The sequence below is a fragment of the Caballeronia sp. KNU42 genome (genome assembly GCF_053760385.1).
The window spans coordinates 2,445,701-2,471,023 of sequence record NZ_CM132389.1; the positions used below are offsets into that span (position 1 = coordinate 2,445,701).

16 protein-coding genes are annotated in these 25,323 nt (G+C 59.7%); 7 read left to right on the forward strand and 9 right to left on the reverse strand.

Going from position 1 to position 25,323, the window contains the following annotated elements; translation table 11 throughout:
* Positions 1-20 precede the first annotated feature (20 nt).
* Positions 21-455: an RDD family protein gene (locus ACSOSP_RS30250; RefSeq protein WP_455312202.1), complete on the forward strand. Its 435-nt coding sequence runs from the start codon at positions 21-23 to the stop codon at positions 453-455.
* Between the two features lie 44 nt (positions 456-499).
* On the opposite strand, the gene prpF is transcribed toward ACSOSP_RS30250, so the two are convergent.
* The 4 genes from prpF to prpB all read right to left on the reverse strand — a co-directional run bounded on the left by prpF (position 500) and on the right by prpB (position 6,533).
* The gene (gene prpF / locus ACSOSP_RS30255; RefSeq protein ID WP_455312204.1) at positions 500-1,690 is read right to left on the reverse strand and encodes a 2-methylaconitate cis-trans isomerase PrpF; all 1,191 of its coding nucleotides are present in this window, start codon (positions 1,688-1,690) and stop codon (positions 500-502) included.
* Positions 1,691-1,762: 72 nt separating this feature from the next.
* Entirely contained in the window at positions 1,763-4,360 is a 2,598-nt protein-coding gene (gene acnD / locus ACSOSP_RS30260) for a Fe/S-dependent 2-methylisocitrate dehydratase AcnD (RefSeq protein WP_455312205.1), read from the reverse strand.
* Between the two features lie 84 nt (positions 4,361-4,444).
* The gene (gene prpC / locus ACSOSP_RS30265) at positions 4,445-5,611 is read right to left on the reverse strand and encodes a bifunctional 2-methylcitrate synthase/citrate synthase (RefSeq protein ID WP_455312206.1); all 1,167 of its coding nucleotides are present in this window, start codon (positions 5,609-5,611) and stop codon (positions 4,445-4,447) included.
* A gap of 25 nt (positions 5,612-5,636) precedes the next feature.
* Positions 5,637-6,533 carry a methylisocitrate lyase gene (prpB, locus tag ACSOSP_RS30270; protein WP_455312207.1) on the reverse strand — a complete coding sequence of 299 codons (897 nt, stop codon included), beginning with the start codon at positions 6,531-6,533 and terminating at the stop codon, positions 5,637-5,639.
* Positions 6,534-6,728: 195 nt separating this feature from the next.
* On the opposite strand from prpB, the gene prpR reads away from it, so the two are divergent.
* Positions 6,729-8,711 (forward strand): propionate catabolism operon regulatory protein PrpR, encoded by a 1,983-nt coding sequence (prpR, locus tag ACSOSP_RS30275; protein ID WP_455312208.1) that lies wholly within the window; start codon positions 6,729-6,731, stop codon positions 8,709-8,711.
* Positions 8,712-8,920: 209 nt separating this feature from the next.
* Here the strand turns inward: prpR and ACSOSP_RS30280 are convergent, their stop codons facing one another.
* Both ACSOSP_RS30280 and ACSOSP_RS30285 read right to left on the reverse strand, forming a co-directional pair.
* Positions 8,921-10,507: a methyl-accepting chemotaxis protein gene (locus ACSOSP_RS30280; protein ID WP_455312209.1), complete on the reverse strand. Its 1,587-nt coding sequence runs from the start codon at positions 10,505-10,507 to the stop codon at positions 8,921-8,923.
* 301 nt (positions 10,508-10,808) lie between these two features.
* A complete protein-coding gene (locus ACSOSP_RS30285) occupies positions 10,809-12,164 on the reverse strand; it encodes an NAD(P)/FAD-dependent oxidoreductase (protein WP_455312210.1) in 1,356 nt (451 codons plus the stop codon).
* Positions 12,165-12,337: 173 nt separating this feature from the next.
* On the opposite strand from ACSOSP_RS30285, the gene ACSOSP_RS30290 reads away from it, so the two are divergent.
* From ACSOSP_RS30290 to ACSOSP_RS30300, 3 genes are all read left to right on the forward strand, one after another.
* Positions 12,338-13,291, forward strand: a complete 954-nt coding sequence (locus ACSOSP_RS30290) for a LysR family transcriptional regulator (RefSeq protein ID WP_455312211.1) — start codon at positions 12,338-12,340, stop codon at positions 13,289-13,291.
* Between the two features lie 349 nt (positions 13,292-13,640).
* Positions 13,641-15,221, forward strand: a complete 1,581-nt coding sequence (locus ACSOSP_RS30295; protein ID WP_455312213.1) for an isocitrate lyase — start codon at positions 13,641-13,643, stop codon at positions 15,219-15,221.
* A gap of 521 nt (positions 15,222-15,742) precedes the next feature.
* On the forward strand, positions 15,743-17,113 hold the full coding sequence (locus tag ACSOSP_RS30300; RefSeq protein WP_455312214.1) for a methyl-accepting chemotaxis protein: 1,371 nt from the start codon (positions 15,743-15,745) through the stop codon (positions 17,111-17,113).
* Between the two features lie 140 nt (positions 17,114-17,253).
* On the opposite strand, the gene ACSOSP_RS30305 is transcribed toward ACSOSP_RS30300, so the two are convergent.
* Together ACSOSP_RS30305 and ACSOSP_RS30310 are read right to left on the reverse strand one after the other, a co-directional pair.
* Positions 17,254-18,978: a methyl-accepting chemotaxis protein gene (locus ACSOSP_RS30305; protein ID WP_455312216.1), complete on the reverse strand. Its 1,725-nt coding sequence runs from the start codon at positions 18,976-18,978 to the stop codon at positions 17,254-17,256.
* Positions 18,979-19,335: 357 nt separating this feature from the next.
* Positions 19,336-20,439: a porin gene (locus ACSOSP_RS30310; RefSeq protein WP_455312217.1), complete on the reverse strand. Its 1,104-nt coding sequence runs from the start codon at positions 20,437-20,439 to the stop codon at positions 19,336-19,338.
* A 526-nt stretch (positions 20,440-20,965) separates the two neighbouring features.
* Between ACSOSP_RS30310 and ACSOSP_RS30315 the strand changes: the two genes are divergently transcribed.
* On the forward strand, positions 20,966-21,670 hold the full coding sequence (locus ACSOSP_RS30315; protein ID WP_455312218.1) for a response regulator transcription factor: 705 nt from the start codon (positions 20,966-20,968) through the stop codon (positions 21,668-21,670).
* A gap of 326 nt (positions 21,671-21,996) precedes the next feature.
* Positions 21,997-22,932, forward strand: a complete 936-nt coding sequence (locus ACSOSP_RS30320; protein ID WP_455312219.1) for a substrate-binding domain-containing protein — start codon at positions 21,997-21,999, stop codon at positions 22,930-22,932.
* A 191-nt stretch (positions 22,933-23,123) separates the two neighbouring features.
* Here ACSOSP_RS30320 and ACSOSP_RS30325 read toward each other — a convergent pair whose 3' ends face one another.
* Entirely contained in the window at positions 23,124-24,704 is a 1,581-nt protein-coding gene (locus tag ACSOSP_RS30325; protein WP_455312221.1) for a methyl-accepting chemotaxis protein, read from the reverse strand.
* Positions 24,705-25,323: the final 619 nt, after the last annotated feature.

Genomic DNA, 25,323 nt, shown 5'->3' on the forward strand with positions numbered 1-25,323 from the left:
CGGTGCACATCACGCATCCGATGCGATTTGCCTCCTGCTCGCGACGCGCCAGCGCACTGGCCATCGATTCGATCTGGTGGACCGTGATTGCGCTTTTCATCCCTCTCGGTCCATCGATGGACGAGTTGCTCATGGCGCCGGAGTCCTTCGCTTCGACCATTCTTCTTTGGTTGGCGATAGGCCAGTGCATACCCATACTCGTGACCGGAGTCCTGTGGGCTGTGTGGGGCACATCGCCGGGGAAACGGGCGCTGCATCTGCGGATTGTCGATGCAGACACAGGAGAACCGATGACAGTAAGGCAAGCCGGTCTGCGCACGCTGGGCTACCTGCTGAGCTTTGCGACATGCGGCGCAGGATTCCTGTGGGTGCTATTCAACCAGCGAAAACAGGCGCTGCATGACCGGATCGCGAATACCGTTGTGATCGATGACGGACCCGGCAAGAAGCTGTAACCAGGTCCTGTTCACCGAGGTGAGCGACGATGCGTCGCCGGTCGTCAGAGCGCGTCTGCAGGCGCACGAACCCATCCTTCCATCAGCACCCGGGCGCTGCGGCTCATGATGGCCTTGGTGACCTTCCATTGGCCCTCTACAAGGCTCGCCTGAGCTCCCACGCGCAGCGTGCCCGATGGATGTCCGAAGCGCACGGTGCCGCGTCCTTCGCCGCCGGCGGCGAGACTCACGAGCGTTCCCGGAATGGCCGCAGCCGTGCCTATCGCCACGGCTGCCGTTCCCATCATCGCGTGATGGAGCTTGCCCATCGACATCGCGCGCACGAGCAGATCGACATCATGAGCGGCAACCTGCTTGCCGCTGGACGCGACGTAATCAGCGGGCTTCGCGACGAAGGCAATTTTCGGCGTGTGCTGCCGGCTCGCGATCTCGTCGATATGTTTGATCAGCCCCATGCGAATCGCGCCATGCGCGCGGATGGTCTCGAAGATCGCCAGCGCTTTCGGATCGCTGTTGATCGCGTCCTGCAATTCCGTGCCGGTGTACCCGATCGCCTCCGCATTCACGAAGATGGTCGGGATGCCTGCGTTGATCATCGTGGCCTTCAGCGTACCGATGCCGGGAACCTCGAGATCGTCGACGAGATTGCCCGTCGGAAACATCGCACCGTCCGCGCCGTCTTCGTCGGCGGCGGGGTCCATGAACTCGAGCTGCACTTCGGCAGCGGGGAAGGTGACGCCGTCGAGTTCGAAGTCGCCGGTTTCCTGCACGGCGCCCTTCGTGATGGGTACATGCGCGATGATCGTCTTGCCGATGTTCGCCTGCCAGATGCGCACGATGGCCACGCCGTTATCCGGCACGCGCTCGGGATCAATGAGTCCGTTGCTGATCGCGAACGGCCCCACGGCGGCGGAGAGATTGCCGCAGTTGCCGCTCCAGTCGACAAATGCGCGATCGATGGCGACCTGACCAAAAAGATAATCGACGTCGTGATCGGCTTTGCTGCTCTTCGCGATAATCACCGTCTTGCTGGTGCTCGACGTGGCGCCTCCCATGCCGTCGGTCTGCTTGCCGTAAGGGTCCGGGCTGCCGATCACGCGCAAGAGCAGGGCGTCGCGTGCCGCACCCGGCACGCGGGCGGCTTCGGGTAGATCCTGCAGGCGAAAGAACACGCCTTTGCTGGTCCCGCCACGCATGTAGGTCGCGGGAATCCTGATCTGGGGTGCGTGGGCCATGATGATGTTGTCCTTGTTTATATGGTGCAGCCGGGCGCGGTAAGCATATCGCTCACCGCCCGGCTTCCGTTGCTAAGCCGCCGCCTGCGACGATTCAAGAAAGTCCTGCGCGAAGCGCTGAAGCACGCCGCCCGCTTCGTAAATCGATAGCTCTTCCGCGGTGTCGAGGCGGCAGGTCACCGGCACTTCCACGCGCTCGCCGTCCCGGCGATGGATCACGAGCGTCAGGTCGGCGCCCGGCTTGCGTTCGCCGGCCACATCGAACGTTTCGGTACCGTCAATACGGAGCGTCGTGCGGTTGACGCCGGGCTTGAATTCCAGCGGCAGCACACCCATGCCAACCAGGTTCGTGCGGTGAATGCGCTCGAACCCTTCGGCGACGATCGCTTCGGCGCCCGCGAGACGCACGCCCTTGGCGGCCCAGTCGCGCGAGGAGCCTTGGCCGTAGTCCGCGCCGGCGATCACGATCAGCGGTTGCTTGCGCTCCATGTAGGTTTCAATGGCTTCCCACATGCGCGTCACCCGGCCCTCGGGCTCGATGCGGGCAAACGAACCCGCCTTCACCTTGCCATCTTCGATCACCATTTCGTTGAGGAGCGTCGGGTTCGCGAAAGTGGCGCGCTGGGCGGTCAGGTGATCGCCGCGATGTGTGGCGTACGAGTTGAAGTCCTCTTCCGGCAGGCCCATCTTCGTGAGGTATTCGCCTGCGGCGCTATCGGCGAGGATGGCGTTCGATGGCGACAGGTGATCGGTGGTGATGTTGTCGCCCAGCACGGCGAGCGCTCTCATGCCCTGCAACGTGCGCTCGCCGGCAAGCGCGCCTTCCCAATAGGGCGGGCGGCGGATATAGGTGCTCTGCGGACGCCAGTCGTAGAGTGGGGCGGCACGCTCGCCGGCATCGGCGGCGACCGCGAACATCGGCTCATACACCTTGCGGAACTGCTCGGGCTTTACGCTGGACGCCACGATCGCATCGATCTCTTCGTCCGACGGCCAGATGTCCGCAAGCCTCACCGCGTTGCCATCGGCGTCAGTGCCCAGCACGTCCTTCTCGATGTCGAAGCGGATCGTGCCGGCAATGGCGTAAGCGACCACCAGCGGCGGCGACGCGAGGAACGCCTGCTTCGCATACGGATGGATGCGGCCATCGAAGTTGCGGTTTCCGGATAGCACGGCGGTCGCGTACAAATCACGATCGACGATTTCCTTCTGGATCACCGGATCCAGCGCGCCCGACATGCCGTTGCACGACGTACAGGCATACGCCACCACGCCAAACCCCAGCTGTTCCAGTTCCGGCAGCAGGCCGGCTGCCTCGAGGTAAAGCGTGACCGCCTTCGAGCCCGGCGCCAGCGACGTCTTCGCCCACGGCTTGCGGGTGAGGCCACGCTGGTTGGCGTTACGCGCGAGCAAACCGGCGGCGATCATGTTGCGTGGATTGTTGGTGTTGGTGCAACTCGTGATCGCGGCGATGATCACGGCGCCGTCCGGCATCAGGCCTGGCTCGTTCTCGACCTTGCCGCTGATGCCGCGTGCGGCCAGCTCGGACACGGGCAGCCGGCGATGCGGGTTGGACGGCCCGGCCAGCGTACGAACCACTGTGGACAGGTCGAACTGCAATACACGCTCATAGTCGGCGTTCTTCAGGGTCTCGCCCCAAAGGCCGGTTTCCTTCGCGTACGTTTCCACCAGCTTCACGAGTTCGTCGTCGCGGCCGGTGAGCTTGAGATACTTGATGGTCTGCTCATCGATATAAAACATCGCGGCCGTGGCGCCAAATTCGGGCGCCATGTTCGCGATGGTCGCGCGATCACCGAGCGTCAGGTTCGCCGTGCCTTCGCCATAAAACTCCAGGTAGGCGCCAACGACTTTTTGTTTGCGCAGGAATTCGGTCAGCGACAGCACCACGTCGGTGGCCGTAATTCCCGGTCCCGGCTTGCCGCTCAGTTCGACGCCAACGATATCCGGCAGCCGCATGTACGAAGCCCGCCCCAGCATCACGCTTTCGGCCTCCAGACCGCCCACGCCGATCGCGAGCACCCCCAGCGCGTCGACCATCGGCGTGTGCGAATCGGTGCCGATGAGCGTGTCGGGAAATGCCACGCCGTCCTTCACCTGCACGACCGGGCTCATGCGTTCGAGGTTGATCTGATGCAGGATGCCGTTGCCCGGCGGAATCACGACAATGTTCTTGAAAGCCTTCTTCGTCCAGTCGATGAAGTGGAAGCGGTCCTCATTGCGACGATCTTCGATGGCCCGGTTTTTCTCGAACGCGTCCGGATCGAACCCGCCGCGCTCGACGGCAAGCGAGTGGTCGACCACGAGCTGCGTTTCCACCACCGGATTCACCAGCGCAGGATCGCCGCCTTGCGCCGCGATGGCATCGCGCAGGCCGGCCAGGTCGACAAGCGCGGTCTGGCCAAGAATATCGTGGCACACGACGCGCGCCGGAAACCAGGGGAAATCCAGCTCGCGCTTGCGTTCGATGATCTGCCTGAGCGATGCGGCGAGCGAGACCGGCGGGCAACAGCGCGCGAGGTTCTCGGCGAGCACGCGTGACGTGTACGGCAGCGTGTCGTAAGCGCCGGGCTGGAGTTCTTCGACCGCGGCACGCGTGTCGAAATAATCGAGCTTGGTGCCGGGAAGGGGTTTGCGGTTTGCAGTATTCATACCGTGGGGGAATAAATAGTAATGGTCGGGATAATTGCCGCCAAGGTGATCAAGACCTTGCCGGTCAACCATCCCGTGTCACGGTCAGCGCTTCGCGAGCGGCACGAAAGGCAGATCGTCCGGCCCCGTATAGTTTGCGCTCGGGCGAATGATCTTGTTGTCGATGCGCTGCTCAATGATATGCGCAGCCCAGCCCGATGTGCGCGAGATCACGAAAAGCGGCGTGAACATTGCGGTGGGCACGCCCAGCATGTGATACGAGACCGCGCTGAACCAGTCCAGGTTCGGGAACATCTTCTTCGCTTCCCACATCACCGACTCGAGCCGCTCGGCGATGTCGAAGAGCTTGGTGTTGCCCGCTTCCTTCGACAGCTTCTTCGCAACTTCCTTGATCACGACATTGCGCGGGTCCGAGATCGTGTACACCGGATGGCCGAAGCCGATCACGACTTCCTTGTTCTCGACGCGTCGTTTGATATCGGCTTCTGCTTCGTCAGCCGTCTGATAACGCGATTGAATGTCGAATGCGGCTTCGTTGGCGCCGCCGTGCTTCGGGCCGCGCAATGCGCCGATTGCGCCGGTGATCGCCGAATAGATGTCCGAGCCCGTGCCCGCGATCACACGGCCGGTAAATGTCGATGCATTGAACTCGTGTTCCGCGTACAGGTTCAGCGATACGTGCATGGCGTCGACCCACGATTTCGACGGCTCCTTGCCGTGCAGCAGATGCAGGAAGTGTCCGCCGATGGAGTCATCGTCGGTTTCGACCTCGATGCGCTTGCCGTTGTGCGAATAGTGATACCAATAGAGCAGCATCGAACCAAGCGACGCCATCAGGCGATCGGCAATATCCTTCGCGCCCGCGATGCTGTGGTCGTCCTTCTCAGGTAGTACCGTGCCGAGGACCGATACGCCGGTGCGCATCACGTCCATCGGATGGGCGGACGCAGGCACGCATTCGAGTGCGGTCTTCAAGTTTGCGGGCAATCCACGCAGCGCCTTGAGCTTGGCCTTGTACGCGGTCAGCTCGGCTTGCGTGGGCAGCTTTTCATGCACCAGCAGATGAGCAATTTCCTCGAACTCGCAGGCGCCCGCGAGTTCGAGAATGTCATAGCCGCGGTAATGCAGGTCGTTGCCCGTGCGTCCGACTGTGCACAGCGCGGTGTTGCCCGCTGTCACGCCCGACAGCACGACCGACTTCTTCGGTTTGAATGCGCCGGTAGCCGGCGTGGTGGTGTTTGCGTCGCTCATGGGTATGTCGTCTCCAGCGTAAGGGTTATTTTTTCGTGGCGAAGAGCGCGTCGAGCTTGTCTTCGTACTCGTGATAGCCGAGGTATCGATACAGGTCGGCGCGCGACTGCATCGTTGCGACGGCGGCTTTCTGCGTGCCGTCGCGCAATACCGTCTGGTAGAAGTTGAGCGCCGCCGCGTTCATCGCACGATACGCACCGCAGCAGTAGAGCGCGATGTCGACATTGGCTTCGCGCAGCTCATCGGTCGTGAAGAAAGGCGTCGAGCCGAATTCGGTCAGGTTCGCCAGGATCGGCACCTTCACCGCGGCCTTGAAGCGGCGGTAATCATCGAGCGATTGCATCGCTTCGGGAAAAATCATGTCGGCGCCGGCTTCGACATACGCCACCGCGCGTTCGATCGCCGCATCGATTCCTTCCGCTGCCGCCGCATCGGTACGCGCCATGATGACGAACTGGTCGTCGGTGCGGGCATCGACGGCGGCCTTCACGCGGTCGACCATTTCGTCCATCGGCACGACTTCCTTGCCCGGCCGGTGACCGCAACGCTTCTGGCCGACCTGGTCTTCCAGATGCACGGCAGCGACGCCTGCCTTGATGAACGAGCGCACCGTGCGCGCGATGTTGAAGGCGCCGCCCCAGCCGGTATCGATATCGACGAGCAGCGGCAGGTTCGACGCGTCCGTGATGCGGCGTGCGTCGATCAACACGTCGTCCATCGTGCTGATGCCGAGATCGGGGATGCCGAGCGAATTTGCCGCCACGCCCCCGCCTGACAGATAGAGCGCCTTGAAGCCGACGGCTTCAGCCATTTTTGCAGCGTAAGCGGTGATCGCGCCGACCACCTGCAAGGGCTGCCCTTCAGAGACTGCCGTGCGAAATCGCGCGCCGGCGCTGGTGGGTTCCTGTTTAGCTGAATTCAATTGTTCGCTCCGATAAAGGTGCACTTTCAGACGCAAAAGACGGGCCATGCATGGAGAGCACGGTAACTATCTGATTTTCATGGCTATTTCAAAATGCTCTGCTCACATCTAATTGCGAAAATGAAATACAGATTTCATATTCGAAACCCCGGTGCATAATAAGCGTGCCCCCATTCGTTGCTCCGCCTGTCTCTTATGACCTCTGAAATCTCCGATTCCGTTGAACGCCCCCGCCTTTGGGCGATGGGTATAAGCCGACTACAAGACCTGTTTTTCGACATTGCGAACGAGTATGGCGCACGCGCCGACCTGCGCATCGTGTCGCGTGGTTTCGAGGACGCGGTGAAGGAAATCAGCGCGGCGGGCGAGGCGGGGCCTGATGTGGTTGTCGCGGGTGGCGCGAATGGGGCGTTTCTGAAGTCTCGGGTCGATGTCCCCGTCGTACTGATCAACCCGACGGGTTTCGACGTGATGCACGCGTTGGCACGAGCACGGCGCAAAGCGGCATCGGTGGCCCTCGTTACCCACGGCGAAACGCCGGATGAGGTTCGCCGGTTCGTCGCCGCCTACGATATCAAGGTCGTATTCGCCTCGTATCAATCCACGGAGGATGCGGAGAATTGCGTGCTCGATCTTCGCGATCGGGGAGTGGGGGCCGTTGTCGGTCCCGGACTCGTCACGGATCTGGCCGCGCGTGCCGGCATGGAAGCCGTGTTTCTCTATTCGCGCGCGTCCGTGCGCTCAGCGTTCGACACGGCGCTGGAAGTTGCGCAGGCGACTCGAACCGAGGCGCTGCGTCGTCAACGGCTCGATAACCTGTTGCAGCACATGCGCGACGGCGTCGTCGCGCTCGACGATCAGGGTAGGGTCGAGGCGATCAACCGGCGCCTGGCGGAGGTGCTTGGCATCGATGCGGCGAACGCCGTGGGCCGCTCGCTGCTCGAACTCGCGCCGGATATAGCCGCGGCCTTGCCGGACGCCGACGGCGACGCGCTCGGCTCGATACGCGGCGTGAGCTATGTCGTGCATCGCGGCCCGCTCGCGACACATGGTGCAGCGGCCGGGACGGTCCTGACGTTCCAGGAATCGCGCGCCGTCGAGCGGCTCGACCGCACGCTGCGCTCGACGCAGCGGCCCCGCCAATTCACTGCGCGCTACCGGCTCGATGACCTGGTCGGCGAATGTGCGGCCATGCAACGGGTTCGCACGCTCGTTCAACGCTACGCGAAATCGAACGCAACGCTGCTGATTCTCGGTGAAAGCGGGACCGGCAAGGAGATGGTCGCGCAAAGCATGCATCAGTTGAGCGCCCGGCGAGACTTCGCGTTTGTCGCGATCAACTGCGGCGCGTTCCCGGAGGCGTTGCTCGAAAGCGAGTTGTTCGGCTATGAGGAGGGAGCGTTCACCGGGGCGCGCAAGGGCGGCAAGGCCGGGCTGATAGAAGTAGCGCATCGCGGCACGCTGTTCCTCGATGAAATCGGCGAGATGCCCTTGCCGCTGCAAAGCAGGCTGCTGCGCGTATTGCAGGAACGTGAGGTTGTGCGGCTCGGCTCGACGGAACCCACGCGCGTCGATATACGGGTGATCGCGGCGACTCACCAGGCGCTGACCGATGGCATTGAGGCCGGCACATTCCGCGCGGATCTTTACTATCGGCTCAACATCCTGAACATAGGCTTACCGCCATTGCGCGAGCGGCCGGCGGACCTGATGCCGCTTGCCATCGAACTGCTGCTGCAGGTGGCGAAGCGCGAGCCGCAGCTGCGTGCGCGGGTCCGTAATGCAGAGGCCGCTGCGCGCGCGCTTGGCGGGATTGGCGACACACTGTCCGCCTATGCATGGCCGGGCAACGTGCGTGAATTGCAGAATGTGATTGAACGGATTGCCGTCGAACTGGCCGATGCGGATAGCGCCGGAGCAAGCGCGCTAACCAGTGAGGATTTGCACTCGATTGCGCCGGAACTCTTCGAGGCACGTTCGCGCGCGCTTTCAGGCGAGCTCTCAGGCGAGCGAGAGGAAGCGCTGACGCTGCGCGAGCGCAGCCGCCACATCGAGGCGGACGAGATCCGCGCGGTACTCGCTGCCTGTAACGGCGACCGGGAGGCCGTTTGCAAGGCGCTCGGAATCAGTAAGACGACGCTATGGAGAAAATTGAACGGGGTCGCAAGTCGCAGGTAAAGCGGGAAGGACAGGGGGATTTACGGGGAGCTACCGGATCAACGTCACCAGTTCGGTTGGCTGCATGGCGAGTTCCCATCGTTCGCAGTACTCTGCGCATGCCGCGCACCCGTACCATTCCACCCCGCAATCACAAATCACAGAACGCGTTGAGATGTCGGCACCGCCCTCGTCATGGGCGATTCCGGCATCCCAACGCGTCTTCGGGATCAACGGTTGCTTGTGAGCGTCTCGAATCGAAACGACGCAATACATTGGTTTAGCTGTCGACCCTGATCTTCGAGCGAGTTCGCCGCCGCAGCGGCTTCCTCCACGAGTGCGGCATTCTGCTGGGTCACCTCGTCCATCTGGGTGATGGCATGGCTGACCTGTTCGATGCCCTTGCTCTGCTCGGTCGATGCGGCAGCGATTTCACCCATGATGTCGGTCACGCGAGCGACCGCTTGAGTCACTTCCGCCATCGTTGTGCCTGCTTCGTTCGCGAGGGTCTCTCCCTGCCGAACCTTATGCACCGATGTACTGATCAGCTCCTTGATCTCTTTCGCAGCACTGGACGAACGCTGCGCAAGGTTACGCACTTCGCTCGCGACTACCGCAAAGCCGCGTCCCTGTTCACCCGCTCGTGCAGCTTCCACGGCGGCATTAAGCGCCAGGATGTTCGTCTGGAAAGCGATGCCTTCAATGATGCTCGTGATGTCCGCGATCTTGGCCGAGTTCGCGCTGATATCTCCCATTGTGTCGACAACCCGACCGACCACACCGCTGCCCTTGAGCGCGACTTCCGATGCGTTCGCGGACAAGGTGCTAGCCTGCTGGGCATTCTCGGCGTTCTGTTTCACGGTAGAGGTAAGCTCTTCCATGCTCGACGCCGTTTCCTGCAGCGAGGCCGCCTGCTGCTCGGTGCGAGAAGAGAGGTCCGTGTTACCGGTGGCGATTTGACTGGAGCCTGTCGCAATGCTGTCTGCAGCTGTGCGCACGCGGCCGATCAGGTTCACGAGACTGATCTGCATTTCACCCATCGATGCAAGCACGCTTCCCGCGGGGGCGTTCGCGGCGCCCGCGACCGGGCTGAGATCGCCTGCGGCGACGCGCTGTGTCACATGGGCGAGATCGGTCGGCTCCGCACCGAGAGCGCGCATCAATCTGCGCGTAATGATCACACCGGCCAGTACCGCCATCGCGATCGCGGCAAGACATATTGCAATGAGCAGGTTGCGTTGGCTGGAAAACTTATCCTCGGCTTCCTGAACCATGTTCGTGGCACGCTGGTGTGTCACGTCCGCGTAGTCGTTGGACGCCTTGATCAGCGAAGTAAGCAAAGGCCTGCATTTCGTATTGATCTCCTCGATTGCCGCATCGCGTTGGTTGCTCGACGCAAGGCGATTGATATCCAGAGCGACCGGGCGATACAGCGCTTCAACGCGCGATATTTCCGCGGCGAGGCTACGCGCCTGATCACTCATGTCGTGAGCACCCGCCACCATGGCGTTAAATTTTTCCAGGCGGCTCTCGACCCTTTGTTCCGCATCGACAACTGCGGCTTTCTCGATCTCCACATCAGCCGGCTTGGTCACGAGCACCAGGTTGCGGACTGCCACGGCGCGTTCATCTACGGCCGTGCGGATGGACTCGGCCATTTCTGCCCGCGCGTTGATGCCATTGACGAAGCCGTAGAAGCGGTCGTTGGCGTCGTTCAGTGACTTAAGCGACATCCCCGATACGATCAGCACAACAAAGGCGAGCAAGCCAAATGCGATGGAAAGTGCACCCCTCACCGTAAGTCTTTTTGATTTCATCCCTCAACCCCAAATATTGTTATCGCAGAAAGTGTGTTTTCTTGCGGCTCTCTTGCTATGGATGCAGACCATCAATGACGGACGAAACAATGGCCGCTGCCATTGGTAACGGCATCGCCTTGTAATCGCGCAGGGTGGACATCCCTTGGTCATGTTTGCGCAAAGGTTTGCGTGGAATTTATTTTTAGGGATGGGTGAAAATTGGCAGTCTGCGTCACCGGTTCATGGGCGCGCTCGCGAGCATAAGCCTCTACATGCGCAGGGACCGTTCTTCGCAAACCTGCTGGAGGCGGTCTCCTGCTCAGTGCAGCTTGATCAAAGGATGCGCACGCCGCCGCAACCAATGACTTGCCGTATCGAACGCCATGCGGGCGAAGCCCGTCAGGGTCATTACGTGCTTGCGGTAGATCAGCTTGTACACAACCGTCGCAAGCCAGCCATCGACGAATATCGGCCGGGCTCGCAGCCCGCTCAGGCTGCCGATGGCTCCTTGGTTGCCGAACCCGACCAGCGTGCCCGCGTCGCGGTAGCTGAATTCCGGCAGTGCCCGCCCAGTGACGCGGCACTTCATTGCCTGGGCGAGGAACACCGCCTGCTGGTGTGCGACCTGGGCGCGCGGTGCGAGAAAAGCATCCGTGCCGTGCGACGGACACGCGGCACAGTCGCCAAGCGCGAAGATGTTGGTATCGGTTGTGGACTGCAGCGTGCGGTTCACGAGCACCTGTGCGCTCCCGTTCACGGCAACGCCATCCGTTGCGCGAAGCACCGGTGGCCCGGCTATGCCCGCCGTCCAGATAGCAATGTCACTCGATAGTTGAACACCGTCGTGCGTGAGAACCGCGTCTGCGCGCACTTCGGTGACGCGCGTGCCGGTCAGCAGTTCGACACCGAGACTGCCGAGCATGCGTTGCGCGCGATCGGAGATCTGGCTGGACAACGCAGGCAGCACCCGGGCACTGCTTTCGATTAGCCGGATGCGGAAGTCGCGCACCGGGTCGAGTGCAAACAGGCTGTAGCGATTGAGCAACCGCACGGTATCGCGCAACGCAGCAGCTAGTTCAACGCCCGTTGCGCCGGCGCCCACTATGTTGATCGACACGGGCTCGGCCGTCTGTGCCGGGTTCATGCGGCGTGTATGGTTCGCGCGAATGCATGCGTCCAGCAGCTTGCGTCTGAAGGATTCCGCATGCACGACCGATTCGAGCGGCAGCGCGTGCTCGGCCGCGCCGCGCACGCCGAAGAAGTTGGTCACGCTGCCCAATGCGAGGACCAGGGTATCGAAAGCGAGTTGCCGGGCGGGCAGAATCTCGCGCCCATCGGCATCGTGCGTTGCGCCGATCATGGCGAGCCGCTCTGCGCGATCGATGCCGGCAAGTTCACCCTGCTCGAATTCAAAGCCGTTGCGTTTCGCCTGCACCGCGTATTGAAGCTGATGCGTGGCCGGATCGATCTGTCCGGACGCGGCTTCATGCAGCAGCGGCTTCCAGAAGTGAGTGGGTGATCGGTCGATGAGCACGATCTGCGCGTCACCGGTCTTTCCGAGCGTTTCGCCCAGACGTGTCGCCAACCCGAGACCGCCAACACCGCCACCGACGATAACGATCCGATGTGGTCCCTGGCAGTTCGAGCGTGCTGCGTGTCGATCAATTGCGGCCATGATGTCTGTCCTCCTGGAGCGTTGCGTTGCGTCGGACTGTTTTTCCGGATCACCACGAACATGTTGATGAAACCTTGCGCAAGGTCATCGACACGTTCTCTGAGGCCGAGTATAGAATCCGATAAAACCACAGCACAATTTAATGTTTCTACTCAATATATAAGCTTTAACCTATGCTAAAAGCCGCGACGTTCCGTCAGTTGAAAACGCTTCATACCGTGGCGAAGCTGGGCAGCGTGTCACGCGCTGCTGAAGAGTTGCGTCTGACGCAGCCGGCGGTATCGCTGCAGATTCGCTTGCTGGAGGAGGGCGCGGGTGCGCCGTTATTGCAGCGAGTCGGCCGGGGCATACAGCTCACGGCAGCAGGCGAAATCCTTGCGCGTTACGCGCTTGAAATCCTTGATCTATGGAATGGCGCCGCCGACGATCTGGCGGCGCTGCAGGGCGAGCAGGGCGGCACGCTGCGCATTGGTGCGATCACCACGGCCGAATATCTGATTCCGCCGTTCCTCGTCCGTTTTACCGAACAGCGGCCCCAGGTGAAGGTGCAATTGAAGGTGGGTAACCGTGCGGACATCATTCGCATGCTGGCGACGCATGAGATCGACCTCGCGATAATGGGCAGCGCGCCGCGTGAGTTGCGTACATCGGCGACGCCATTCGCGAAGCATCCCATGGCGTTTGTCGCTTCGCCGTCGCATCCGCTGATGAAAAAGAAACGCCTGTCGCTCGACGATCTGAGAACCGCGAATATGTTCGTGCGTGAACGGGGGTCGGGTACGCGCTCGACTGTCGAAAATCTGTTCAAGCAGGAAGGCCATAAACTGCACATTGACTCTGAGCTATCGAGCAACGAGGCGATCAAGCAACTGGTTGAAGCGGGCCTTGGGATCTCGTTTTTATCCTTGCATGCGTGTTCGCTGGAGTTTCAGGCGGGCTTGCTCGCGTTGCTGCCGCTGCCTTCCAATCCAATCGAGCGGGACTGGTATGTGATGCATGTCTCCGACAAGCGCCTGCCGCATGTGGCCAGCCTGTTTCGCGATTTCCTTATCGAGCAAGGCATGTCGGGCGCCGTTCGGATTCCGCTGCCCACACTCGCCGCGGCGAAGCGCAAGCGATCCGTCTGACGCGCAGGTTGACGTTTAAATACGGGCGCGTGGCCGTGGCTCAGCTCATCGCGGCTCAAGCCATCCCCGCTTGTCCTGCCTCCAACAACCGAAAGCACATTTCATATTGTGGAATTCATTCCGAATTTCCGCGGTAACACTTTCCCGTGTCTTGAAAGCATGTTTCACATCGCAATAACCGTTGTGTATCTCATTGAAAAATAAGCTAAAAATAAGTCATATGTCTTATATAAGACCATGGTGCGACGCGTCAAAAAGACCCTACAATTCAGTCATGCAGTGCGCTTCGACATGCCTAGCGGCACACCCGGTTCTTTTTTCAAACGCGCTTCGCTCTTAGGAGAGACACATGAGCCAATATCAAGACGACATCAAGGCAGTTGCTGGTTTGAAGGAAAAACAAGGCAGCGCCTGGAATGCAATCAATCCCGAGTCTGCCGCGCGCATGCGTGCACAGAACAAGTTCAAAACGGGCCTGGACATCGCCAAGTACACCGCGAAGATCATGCGCGCCGACATGGCCGCCTACGATGCCGACCCGTCCAAGTACACCCAGTCGCTGGGTTGCTGGCACGGCTTCATCGGCCAGCAGAAGATGATCTCGATCAAGAAGCACTTCAACAACACCGACCGCCGTTACCTTTACCTGTCCGGCTGGATGGTAGCCGCGCTGCGCTCCGAGTTCGGTCCGCTGCCGGACCAGTCGATGCACGAAAAGACCTCCGTCAGCGCGCTGATCCGCGAGCTGTACACCTTCCTGCGCCAGGCCGACGCCCGTGAACTGGGCGGCCTGTTCCGTCAACTGGATGCAGCTGACGGTTCTGCCAAGGCCGCCATCCAGGAAAAAATCGACAACCACGTCACCCACGTCGTGCCGATCATCGCCGACATCGACGCAGGTTTCGGCAACGCCGAAGCCACCTACCTGCTGGCCAAGCAGTTCATTGAAGCGGGCGCGTGCTGCATTCAGATCGAAAACCAGGTGTCCGACGAGAAGCAGTGCGGCCACCAGGATGGCAAAGTCACGGTGCCGCACGAGGACTTCCTGGCCAAGGTCCGCGCGATCCGCTACGCCTTCCTGGAACTGGGGGTGGACGACGGCGTCATCGTGACCCGTACCGACTCGCTGGGCGCAGGCCTGACCAAGCAGATTGCCGTGACCAACACGCCAGGCGACCTGGGCGACCAATACAATTCCTTCCTCGATTGCGACGAAATATCGGCCGACGCGCTGGGCAATGGTGACGTCGTCATCAAGCGCGGCGGCAAGCTGCTGCGTCCCAAGCGCCTGCCCAGCAACCTGTTCCAGTTCCGCGCCGGCACGGGCGAAGCGCGCTGCGTACTGGATTGCATCACTTCGCTGCAAAACGGCGCTGACCTGCTGTGGATCGAAACCGAAAAACCGCACATCGCCCAGATCGGCGGCATGGTCAACGAGATTCGCAAGGTCATCCCGAACGCCAAGCTGGTGTACAACAACAGCCCGTCGTTCAACTGGACCCTGAACTTCCGCCAGCAGGTGTACGACGCGATGAAGGCCGCGGGCAATGATGTGTCGGCATACGACCGCGCCCAGCTGATGAGCGTGGAATACGACCAGACCGAACTGGCGATCACCGCCGACGAAAAGATCCGCACCTTCCAGGCCGACGCGGCGCGCGAAGCAGGGATCTTCCACCACCTGATTACGCTGCCGACCTATCACACCGCGGCACTGTCGACCGACAACCTGGCCCGCGAATACTTCGGCGACCAGGGCATGCTGGGGTATGTGGCGGGCGTGCAGCGTAAGGAAATCCGTCAGGGCATCGCATGCGTCAAGCATCAGAACATGTCCGGCTCGGATATCGGCGACGACCACAAGGAGTATTTCAGCGGTGAAGCGGCCCTGAAAGCGGCGGGTAAAGACAACACCATGAACCAGTTCTGATATCAGTAGTACCCCAAGCGAAACGCCAACCCATAAAGGTTGGCGTTTTTTTATCCTGCGAGATAGCTCGCGGGGCTCTCATCAAACATTTTCAAGGGGCGGCAACAGACAAACCGAACCTGCTGCTGCCGCGCACGCGCATCTCCTCTACGCTCACCGCACGCTCCTCCGATAAGAAGAACAGATGCGAGATGAGGGCACTTGCGATAACCGCGCGACACCCGCCATGGCAGAATCGCCAGAATAACTCACACGCCTGGGGCGACGTGCTCTCAGGCTGCATTCCCATGCATCCGGCCGGCGATCGAAGGCAAAGACACAATGCGGTTTGGGGGAGATTCATGTCAGCCAGTCAAAAGACGCCACGCGCTAGCGCGGGCCCGTCCCCTTCACCTTCCTCGTCTCTGCCGCTTGGCTCGGCATTGCGCCGCTGGAATCTGCGCGTGCAGTGGACGATTGTCGCGCTTAGCGCGATTGGCGCGGTCGCCGCGGCCCGCTGGTATGGTTACTATGGCGCCGCATTGGGTCTCGCGCAGTTCCTGATGATTTTCGGGTGGTTCGGGGCCGGCCTGTTCCGCGCAATCTCTACCTTGCGTGCGCAACTGGATGCCCTGTGCGAAGGCGATCTGGTGCGGGACGTGTCTTTGCCCGGCCGCGACGAACTGGCGGCGCTCGGCGAACAGGGACGCCTGCTCGCTCATCAGTTCTCGCAGCTCGTGGCTCGCATCCGCAGCGAAGCCGAACTGATCGCGATGGGCGGGGCCGAGGCGACCGAACATGCCACTTCGTTGTCGCAGCGCACCGAGTCGCAGGCTGCCAGCCTTCAGCAGACCCGTGCGTCGCTCGACACCTTGCTGGAAGCCGTGCGCTACAACACAAATCAGACGCAGCAAGCCGATGAGCGGTCCGCCCGTGCGCATGCCGATGCCGTCGCAGGACAGAAGGCGGTGCGCGCTTCGGTCGAAAGCATCGAACGCATCGAGCAACGTTCGCACGAAATGGGCGAGATACTTGGTGTAATCGACGGCATCGCTTTCCAGACCAATATCCTCGCGCTTAACGCCGCCGTGGAAGCGGCCCGCGCCGGCGATTCCGGCCGCGGTTTTGCCGTGGTCGCCGCCGAAGTGCGGGCCTTGGCGCAGCGCAGCGCGCAGGCCGCAGCGGAAGTCAAAAAACTGATCCAGCATTCTCGCGACGAGGTGACCGGCGGCGTGCAAGCCATCGAAGGCAGCCGGAATCTGCTGGCACGTGCAGTCGACGCGGTCAGCGAGGTGGCCGCCTTGCTGCGCGACGTTGCGCGCTCGAGCGGCGAGCAGACCATCGGGTTGCAGGAGATCGCCCAGGCAGTCGAGGTGCTGGATGACATCACCCAACGCAACGGCCAGATGGTCGGCGGGTCGGTGGAAACGGCAAGTCAATTGCAGGTCCGTGCCGATCGGCTCAGCGACGGCGTGAAATATATACGGCTACGCCAGGGCTGTGCCGGCGAGGCACGGGCCATGGCGCAGCGTGCGGCGCGTCTGGTGGACACCGAGGGGCCGGACGCAGCTGTCCGCCTCTTTCACGACTCGCAGGGCGGCTTTCGCGACCGCGACCTTTATATCGTGGTGGCTGACCGCGACGACTATTTCCGTGCCTTCGGCTCCGATCCGAGCAAGGCCGGCAAGCTGCGCAAAGATGCACTGCCCGGCGACGACCAAAGCGCGATCCGCGAGGCAAGCTGGCGCGCGGTCGAGCAAGGCGGCGGCTGGATCGAATTCAACGGGCGGCACCCTGTGACGAAGCAACCGGTGGAAAAGATCGGCTACATTGCGCCCGCGCTCGGCGGCCGATGGGCGGTGCAGTGTAGCGTCAACCGCGGCGACGGGTTGAAACCTTCCAACAAGGCTTGAGCGCGGCCAAAGCTGTTGCGCTTACAAGACTGAGCGCTTCCATGACCTGAAGAACTCGAGCAGCGCCTTGGCTGGCTGGACCTCAATGTCTGCAGCGCTGCTCCGCGTTTTGAAGATCCTGAACATGGCACATCTCGTGATCAGAATGTTTCCCAGTCCGCGTTCGCCGTATCGGCTACGGTGACGGGATGTTTGTCACTCATGGCGCAGGGAGCAACCGGTGGCTTCGAGGGCTCGGCACGACGCGTGACCGGAGCACTTGGGGCAGGCAAGCGGGGCTTGCCTTCCGCAATCGCCATGCGTGCCGCAGATTGCCCCGCGTCGCCGATCCTGAACACGGACACGGCCTCCGCCAGCCTGGTTGCCTGTTCTTCAAGTGACTGCGCTGCGGCCGCGGCCTGCTCTACAAGCGCCGCGTTCTGCTGAGTGACTTCGTCCATCTGGCCGACAGCCTGGTTCACCTGCTCGATGCCACGGCTCTGTTCTTCAGATGCTGCCGCGATCTCGCCGACAATATCGGAAACCTGCTTGATTGCCTGCTTGACCTGTCCCATGGTGGCGCTGACTTCCGCTGCCTGCTTCGCACCGTCCTGAATCGTAGTCACGGACGAGCTGATCAGCTCCTTGATTTCCTTTGCGGCGGTGGCGCAACGCTGGGCCAGACTGCGAACCTCACTGGCGACCACAGCAAAGCCTCGCCCCTGTTCGCCGGCACGTGCGGCTTCGACCGCTGCGTTGAGCGCAAGAATGTTCGTCTGGAAAGCAATGCCTTCAATAACGCTGGTGATGTCGGAAATCTTGCTCGAACTACTGCTGATCTGTCCGATTGTCCCGACCATGGCCTGAACAGAGTCATTACCTGTATCGGCCATGTCGGTGGCATTGGCAGCCAGGGCGTTCGCCTGCCGCGCATTGTCGGCGTTTTGCTTTACCGTCTCGGTCAACTGCGTCATGCTGGCTGCCGTTTCTTCAAGCGACGCCGCCTGCTCCTCGGTGCGGGCCGACAAATCGGTGTTGCCGCTGGCAATTTCACGCGACGCCACAGCGACCGACTCTGTGGATGTCATGATTCCGCGAACCGTATCGCTGAGCTGGTGGTCCATTTTTCCGAGTGCTTCGAGAAGCTGGCCGAACTCGCCTCCTGAATCGACCACGACCTGATTTTCAAGCTTGCCGCTCGCGATATTGTTCGCGACTTCAACCGCCTTGTTGAGCGGCTTCGAGATTGCACGCAGCAGATAGATAGATGCACCGAGGGCAACAATAACGCCGGCGCCGAGAAGAGCAATTGCGGCCCAGAGGATGGTCGTGAACGTCGATTGACCGTCATCGACAAATTGCCGGGCCTGAGCCAGATTAAGTGCGGCATCCTGGTCCAGTGCGTCGTTCATCGTCTCAGCTACCTTGACGATCTGATCGATCGCGGAAGACGCCGCGTCGAAATTGCCCGCGCCGGCAGCGGCTAAAGCTTCATCCGTGAGCGACGTGAACTGCGGCAGGGTGCTCCTGATCAGATCCGCGATCTCCCGCTCCTTGTCGCTGGATACGCCGTCCGGGTAATAGTGATTCCATGACGCGTTGAACTTTTCAAATTGCCGGTGAATGGCCGTAGCGAATTCCGCTGTTTTAGCTGGATCGTGAAATACCTGAATACGCCTTAGCAGAAGGCGCACGTTGAGCTGGGCTGCACGAACTTCTGATAGATCCGCAATCGGAACGGTATTGCCAGAGTACCCGTCGGCGATGTTCGAATTGAGCCTGGAGAGCCCGGCTAGCCCAAACAGTCCTATGGCAGTCATGAGTATCACGCACGCACCGAACGCGAGAACGATCTTGAATCTGATTGTTTGCAAAAAGTTGCTCATGTCGCGTCCGTCTAAAGGTTGGTGTCCGGTTCGACCCTGGCGTGCAGAATCACGCATGGGTTCGTTGTTGATGATCGAGGGAGGGTATGTTCGAGGGAGAGTATTGCCATGAATGGGTCAGCGTTGCCGGACTGCACGAATTGATTACCGATAATGAGGAAGCTGAAGAGCCTGGACACGCTGTTTGATGGGCGAGATTTCGATCGCGAGATCATCCTTCTGAGTCAGGCGCCGCCCGCCCTAAAAAAACGGTGCGCCCCCCAAAAATAGGGAGAACGCACCGGGACGCGCCTCTCGCAGCAACGTGAAATCTTCAACACAAAGGAATGCTAAGAAATTATCGTTTCAGATAGTGACTCAAAACGAATGCTGGATCCCCATATAGACGCCTGATTGGCTATGACCATAAAGCGGGTTTTCGTTATATCCCGAGCTGGTGGTCCCGCCATCGCCCGCGGAGTTCGCATCAAGCCCGAAGTTTGCACTTTTGCTATTGCGTACCGTTGCCACTTGAATATCAAGCAAGGTTCGCTTCGACAGATTGTAGGAGCCGCCGATCGAATAGATGTTGGCGTTGCCCCCGCCGTTATTCGCATTGACATGGTATACAGCCCCGATCAGAGCTGCTGCCGGAGTGGCCTGCCAGGTAAAGCCGGCCCATTCCTGGTCAGTCGTCGTGGGCGTACCTGCCGAAGTACCGGTCATTCCCGACGTCCGCGACGCCTGGTACACGGCCGAAACCTTGAATTGGCCAAGGAATACATTGACGCCGGCAAAGTACTCGCGTGACGCCGTGAACGGATTGTTTAACTGACCATTCGCAGACCGAAGCTCGTCATATAAACCACGCACCTGAAACAAGGACGTCGTATAGGTCACTTGAAGGCCATCTGCGCGCCCCGAACCCGTACCGTTACCGTTCCAGCTCGTCGTGTTTGACAGCGAATACTGTCCATACACATCAAAACCGCCAAACTTCGCAGATTGATAGGACACGTTGTTGCTGGACTGCGGCCAGTTACGACCACGGACCAGCGATGCTGACGACCAGGCGGACTGACCAAACGGATCAAAATCCCAAAGGCCGTTCGAAATAAACAATTCGCGTCCCAGCAAGAACGTACCGTACCGATCGTCGGCTACGCCGACCGTCGCCCAACGATTCCAGATTGAACCCGATGAGCCCAATGCTCCCGTCGTCGTGCTGAAGCTGCCTTCCAACTGGAATACAGCCTTGGTGCCACCGCCCAGATCTTCAACACCCTTCAAGCCCCAAAGACTCGTACCGAAGTCACCACTCTCCGCGCGTACACGCGACGTGGACGCCGAATATCCGGTGTTGGGCAAACCGGTCATGTACTCAAGACCCGCGTCCAGACGACCGTACAAAGTGACGCTACTCTGGGCCTGTGCCGCTGTCCCGACCACCAACAGTGCCGCCGCCAGCAATGCCTTTTTCATCTTCTCCCCCAATAGCACAATGGAATAAAAAATATATGCAAAATCCAACGCTTTAAATGCTGGGACAAGCGCCGTTAGATTAGGAAATTAATTGAAATTATTAGAGCGATGCCTCATTCGGCAGTCCGTAAATTATTTCATAAACTTTCCACTGCTTTTCCATTCTTCCGGCGATCACCTCGCTTCATAGCTTTTTGCGCTGCCTAATCTAGCAAAGCAATTATTAGCTGCATAGAAAATTATTCCAACCCAAGTCGTTGTCATTTTATGGCAACTCAGGGTATTAACTTATGGCGTGATACCAGTGGGTTTCATAGTCGTCCAAATCGTCGATTCATAATAAAGAGTAAGAAATTCCTAACAATGGAGATAACTGAAATATCCGGTAAATGATTATTAAGAAAATAAATATTTGAATGTTTTGATTCATTGCTATCGTGTCACAGCCTTCTAGCCTAAAAACTGCCTGTCAGAGATGCGCTTGAAGTGGCACAGGCTGAACTTTCGATAACTGACCGGCACTGCAATGAGAATAGTTACTCTTGAGCGTGATCCTGAAGCGTCTTCGTCGCTGAATCGCAGTCTCAAATTGGCTGGTTATCACAGCAAGGGGTATAGCACCGGAGATACGTTACGGCGAACCTTGCGTGCCGGCGCTTTTGATCTTGCGATCCTTGACTGGGACGTAGAAGACGCTCGTAGTACTTCCATGCTGGATCTCCTGCGCCAATCGCTGCCTCTCGAATCACAGATTATCTTCGTCATAAGTCGCCCGGAAGATGAGAAGGCGCTGGAGAGTCTGCAGTGGCCGCATAGTTATTTGGTTAAACCGATGCTGGTTTCAAGCTTGCTGGCACGCGTAAGGTCCTTCCTGCAGCGCACGTGGTGCACGGAGCCGTTTAACAACGAAATGCAATTCGGGCCGTACAGGTTTGAACCGGCCAGCAATGCGGTCGAGATAGAGGGCACGCGGGTGATGCTGACGCGCAAGGAATATGCGCTCGCATTACTGTTGCTGCGAAGTTTGGCGAATCCTCTGTCCCGGGTATACATTGCGGGGAAGGTTTGGTCGCGTGATGAAAGGATCAACGCGCGCACAATTACGACACATCTCTCGATGATTAAATCAAAATTGAAATTTTCTCAATATGGTTATCGATTGATGCCGATTTATAATTATGGTTACAGGCTTGACAGCATTGCAAGCGATTCTGAATCACTTGCTAATTAGATCGGTCGTAATGGCTCTGATAATCATATAGCCGAGCGGTTGTGATTTCGCGCACGCGTTCGCGTGCCGGCTGGTAGATATTCTCCGCCTGGTTGTTCAGCCGGGCGGCCGCTTTGACGCCCACATGCTTCACATCCACTAACTCTGGAATGCCGGCCCTTGCGGGTCGAAGTTTGCCGCAAGATTCGAAAGTCCTGCTCCGCCGTATACTTGTGCAAGGTAGCCTGGTTGTCGCTGCTCTCCTAGAACAAGGTATCGTCCTGAGGGAATCCTCCTCCCCGAGCGAAACGAGGTCCGATCGATTCTGATAAGGATGGTCAGTCGCCATGCGCAAGATCCTGTTGTTTCTCTTCCTTCTTTCCGCTTTGACCGGGACCGAATTGATTGCGAAAGAGACCACAATCGGTGTCGTCCTGCCGGGATCATCACTTGTCTTCTACCAGGCGATGATCAAGGGAATTGAACGGGCTGCTCACGATCAGCATGTCCAGCTCCTGATTCGCAACCCATCGGACGGGACGTCGCTCGACACGTCGAATCTCCAGTTGCACATCATCGACTACCTGGTGCAGCAGGGCGTGGCTGGGGTTGTACTGGCGCCGGAACCGCTGGTGGGCAATACCCCGGTGTCGATCTCCGTCCCGGTGATTCTCGTCGATAGGGACAGCGCTGACTACAACGGCATTTCGACCGTCTATACGGACAATTTTGGTGCAGGCAGAAAGGCTGCGCTCAGCCTTGTCCCCGTCCTGAGCAAGGGCGCCAAGGTAGCCGTGCTGCGGCTCGCACCGAACATCAGCTCCACGACCGCGCGAGAAAACGGCTTCATAAGCGTGGCACGGGAAGAGGGATGGAATGTGGCTATCGATACCTACGTGGGGTATCGGCCCCGTGAAGCGGAGAGCTTGACCGCCAAGGCGTTGAACGCCTATCCGGGTCACCTCGATGCCGTTTTTGCACCAGCTGAGCCAATCGCCTACGGCGCCTTGCGGGTTATTGACGCCCGGCCGGTCGGAGATCGCCCGCGTCTGGTTGTATTCGACTGGCGTCCGGAATTCATGGATGGCCTCAGACGTGGCATCGTGTATGTTGATATAGTGCAAGACCCTTACCGCATGGGCTATCTTGCGCTGGAAGCATTGGTTGAGGCCCTGCGAGGACATCCGCCGCGCCCCAAAGTCTTCGTCAACGTGGTCACGGTGACGCCGGACAACATGAACGATCCGGCGATCCGTGCGGTGTTGGCGAATTACACCCAGTAAGCGCTGCGGGTGTGTCGACGAAGGTCAACGTTGGGTGCGCAAGAAGAGTCTCATGGGACCGCGCAATGGAATCCGGTCCCTGACGACGCGTAACAGCGGGACTCGCTCGAGGACTTCATGCCTCGCTCGATCCACTCCGGGGTGGCGGGCCGGCTATTTCGAACACACCCAGGACTGCCATCTCATCGGCCTCAAACCAGCGACGCGGCAAGACCTGCGCCGCGCTCGAGCTTGAAGATAGAGACGACTTGCACCAGTTCGTGGGACTGGTTGCGCAGGCTGTTGGCCGCGGCGGTCATTTCTTCCACCAGAGCGGCGTTTTGCTGGGTGGCCTCGTCCATCTGGGTGACAGCCTCGCCGACCTGGGCCACGCCCAGGGATTGTTCGTTGCTCGCGGCACTGATCTCACCCATGGTGTCGGTGACGCGGCGGATGGAGCGGACGACTTCGGTCATGGTGAGACCGGCCTGCTCGACCTGGGCCGAACCCTGAGCTACGCGTTCCACGCTGGCGCTGATGAGCTTTTTGATTTCCTTGGCCGCTTCGGCGGAACGTGCGGCCAGGCTGCGCACTTCATTGGCCACTACTGCGAAGCCGCGACCCTGTTCACCGGCACGGGCTGATTCCACCGCAGCGTTCAGGGCGAGGATGTTGGTCTGGAAGGCGATGCCGTCGATGACGCCAATGATGTCGAAGATTTTCCTTGAACTGTCGTTGATACCTTTCATGGTTTCCACGACCTGGTTGACGACTCCGCCACACTGTATGGCGACGTCAGATGTGTTCATGGCCAACTGGTTCGCCTGGCGGGCATTGTCGGCGTTCTGGCGTACGGTGGAACTGAGCTCTTCCATGGAGGCGGCGGTTTCTTCCAGGGCGCTGGCCTGACTTTCAGTGCGGGCGCTGAGGTCGTCGTTGCCCTGGGCGATTTCGGCGCTGGCGGTGGCCACGTTTTCCGAGCCGGAACGTACGTTGGAGACAACGCGCACGAGACTGGTTTGCATGTCTCTCAGGCTGTCGAGCAACAGGCCGACTTCGTCGGTGCTGTGACTATCAATACGGGCGGTCAAATCGCCTTCGGCGACCTGGCGGGCTACCTCGGTGGCTTTTAGCAGCGGCCTGGTGATGCTGCCGGAGATCAGCCACGCACACAGCACGCTCAGCAGCAGGCTGACCACTCCAAGAGCGATCATCAGTGTGCGGCTGAATTCGTAGTTGGCCTGAATCTGCGTGGCCACCTTGTCGATTTCTTCGCGCTGCTGCTTCACTAAGGCGTCAACCTTCGCCACAAAGAGCCTGGACGCAGGTATGAACTGTTGCTCTAGCAACTGGTTCGCTTCCTCGGCTTTGCCCGATTTTTTCAGTGCATAAATCTGGTCGCGGGTAGAGATAAAAATTTTGCGCTGTTCACCAATTGCGCCAAACAAGGTTTTTTCCTCGTCAGAGATCATCAAAGCTTCTATCGACTTTTGCAACGCTCCTGACACCTTGGAAGAAGCCATTGCTTCTTCCACGAAGTAACTGGCAAGGCCAGGGTCAGCGCTCTTGGCAATCGCGGTCGTGCGGGTGACCGCGGTATTGATATTGCGTGACCAGTCGTTGACGAGCCGCTCGGTCTGTATTGGATTGGCAACCAGATCGCGGGTTGCTTGCGCCACAGAGGACAGGCGCGCAAGCCCTATGACGATGCTGACCATCGACATGATCAATACCACAACAAAGCCTGCAGCCAGCCGCTTGGCAATGGGCAGGTTGGAAATAAACGTTGGCATAGTCAGTTTCTTCAATAACTTAAAGGGAAAATATCCGCCGACCCGCCGGCAATAGGGACTATCAGAATTCGCGCACTACAGGTATACGGCATCAAACGCCGAGCGCTGAAGACACCATTCGATGAGTCATTCCTGAAATGGAGGTAGGGATATCCTTAATCCGCCTCGGGCGGAGCCCATTCTCGGCAGCGGATGCATCGACGTCCGTCTGAAAATCTCTGCGGTGGATCAACGAATACTTTTCCTGGGCAAGTCTGGCCGTCGCACACTGTCTCAACCGAACACGCAAGTCGAAACCGCGGCAAGGCCGGCAAGAATCGCTGCGAGGTTGTGGTGCCATTGGGATGGCACTGTCACGTTGCTGAGAGCGTGATGCCACTTGCGTGCTTCCGGAGTGCCCAGCTACCTTCATTGATGGCTGATCCTGCCACCGCGCGAGCCCAAGAAAACTTGATGCGCAGCAATTCAGGCGCATGCACTAGCTTGCGATCCGCCCATATATCCTGCTATAGGCCCTGGTGCACATAGCGAAAATGGACTTGGAGGTAGATTTTGATAGGATGGCTTATTGATTGGAGAGGACCGCATTCCAAACGACCGCGGCGCACGCTGCTGAACC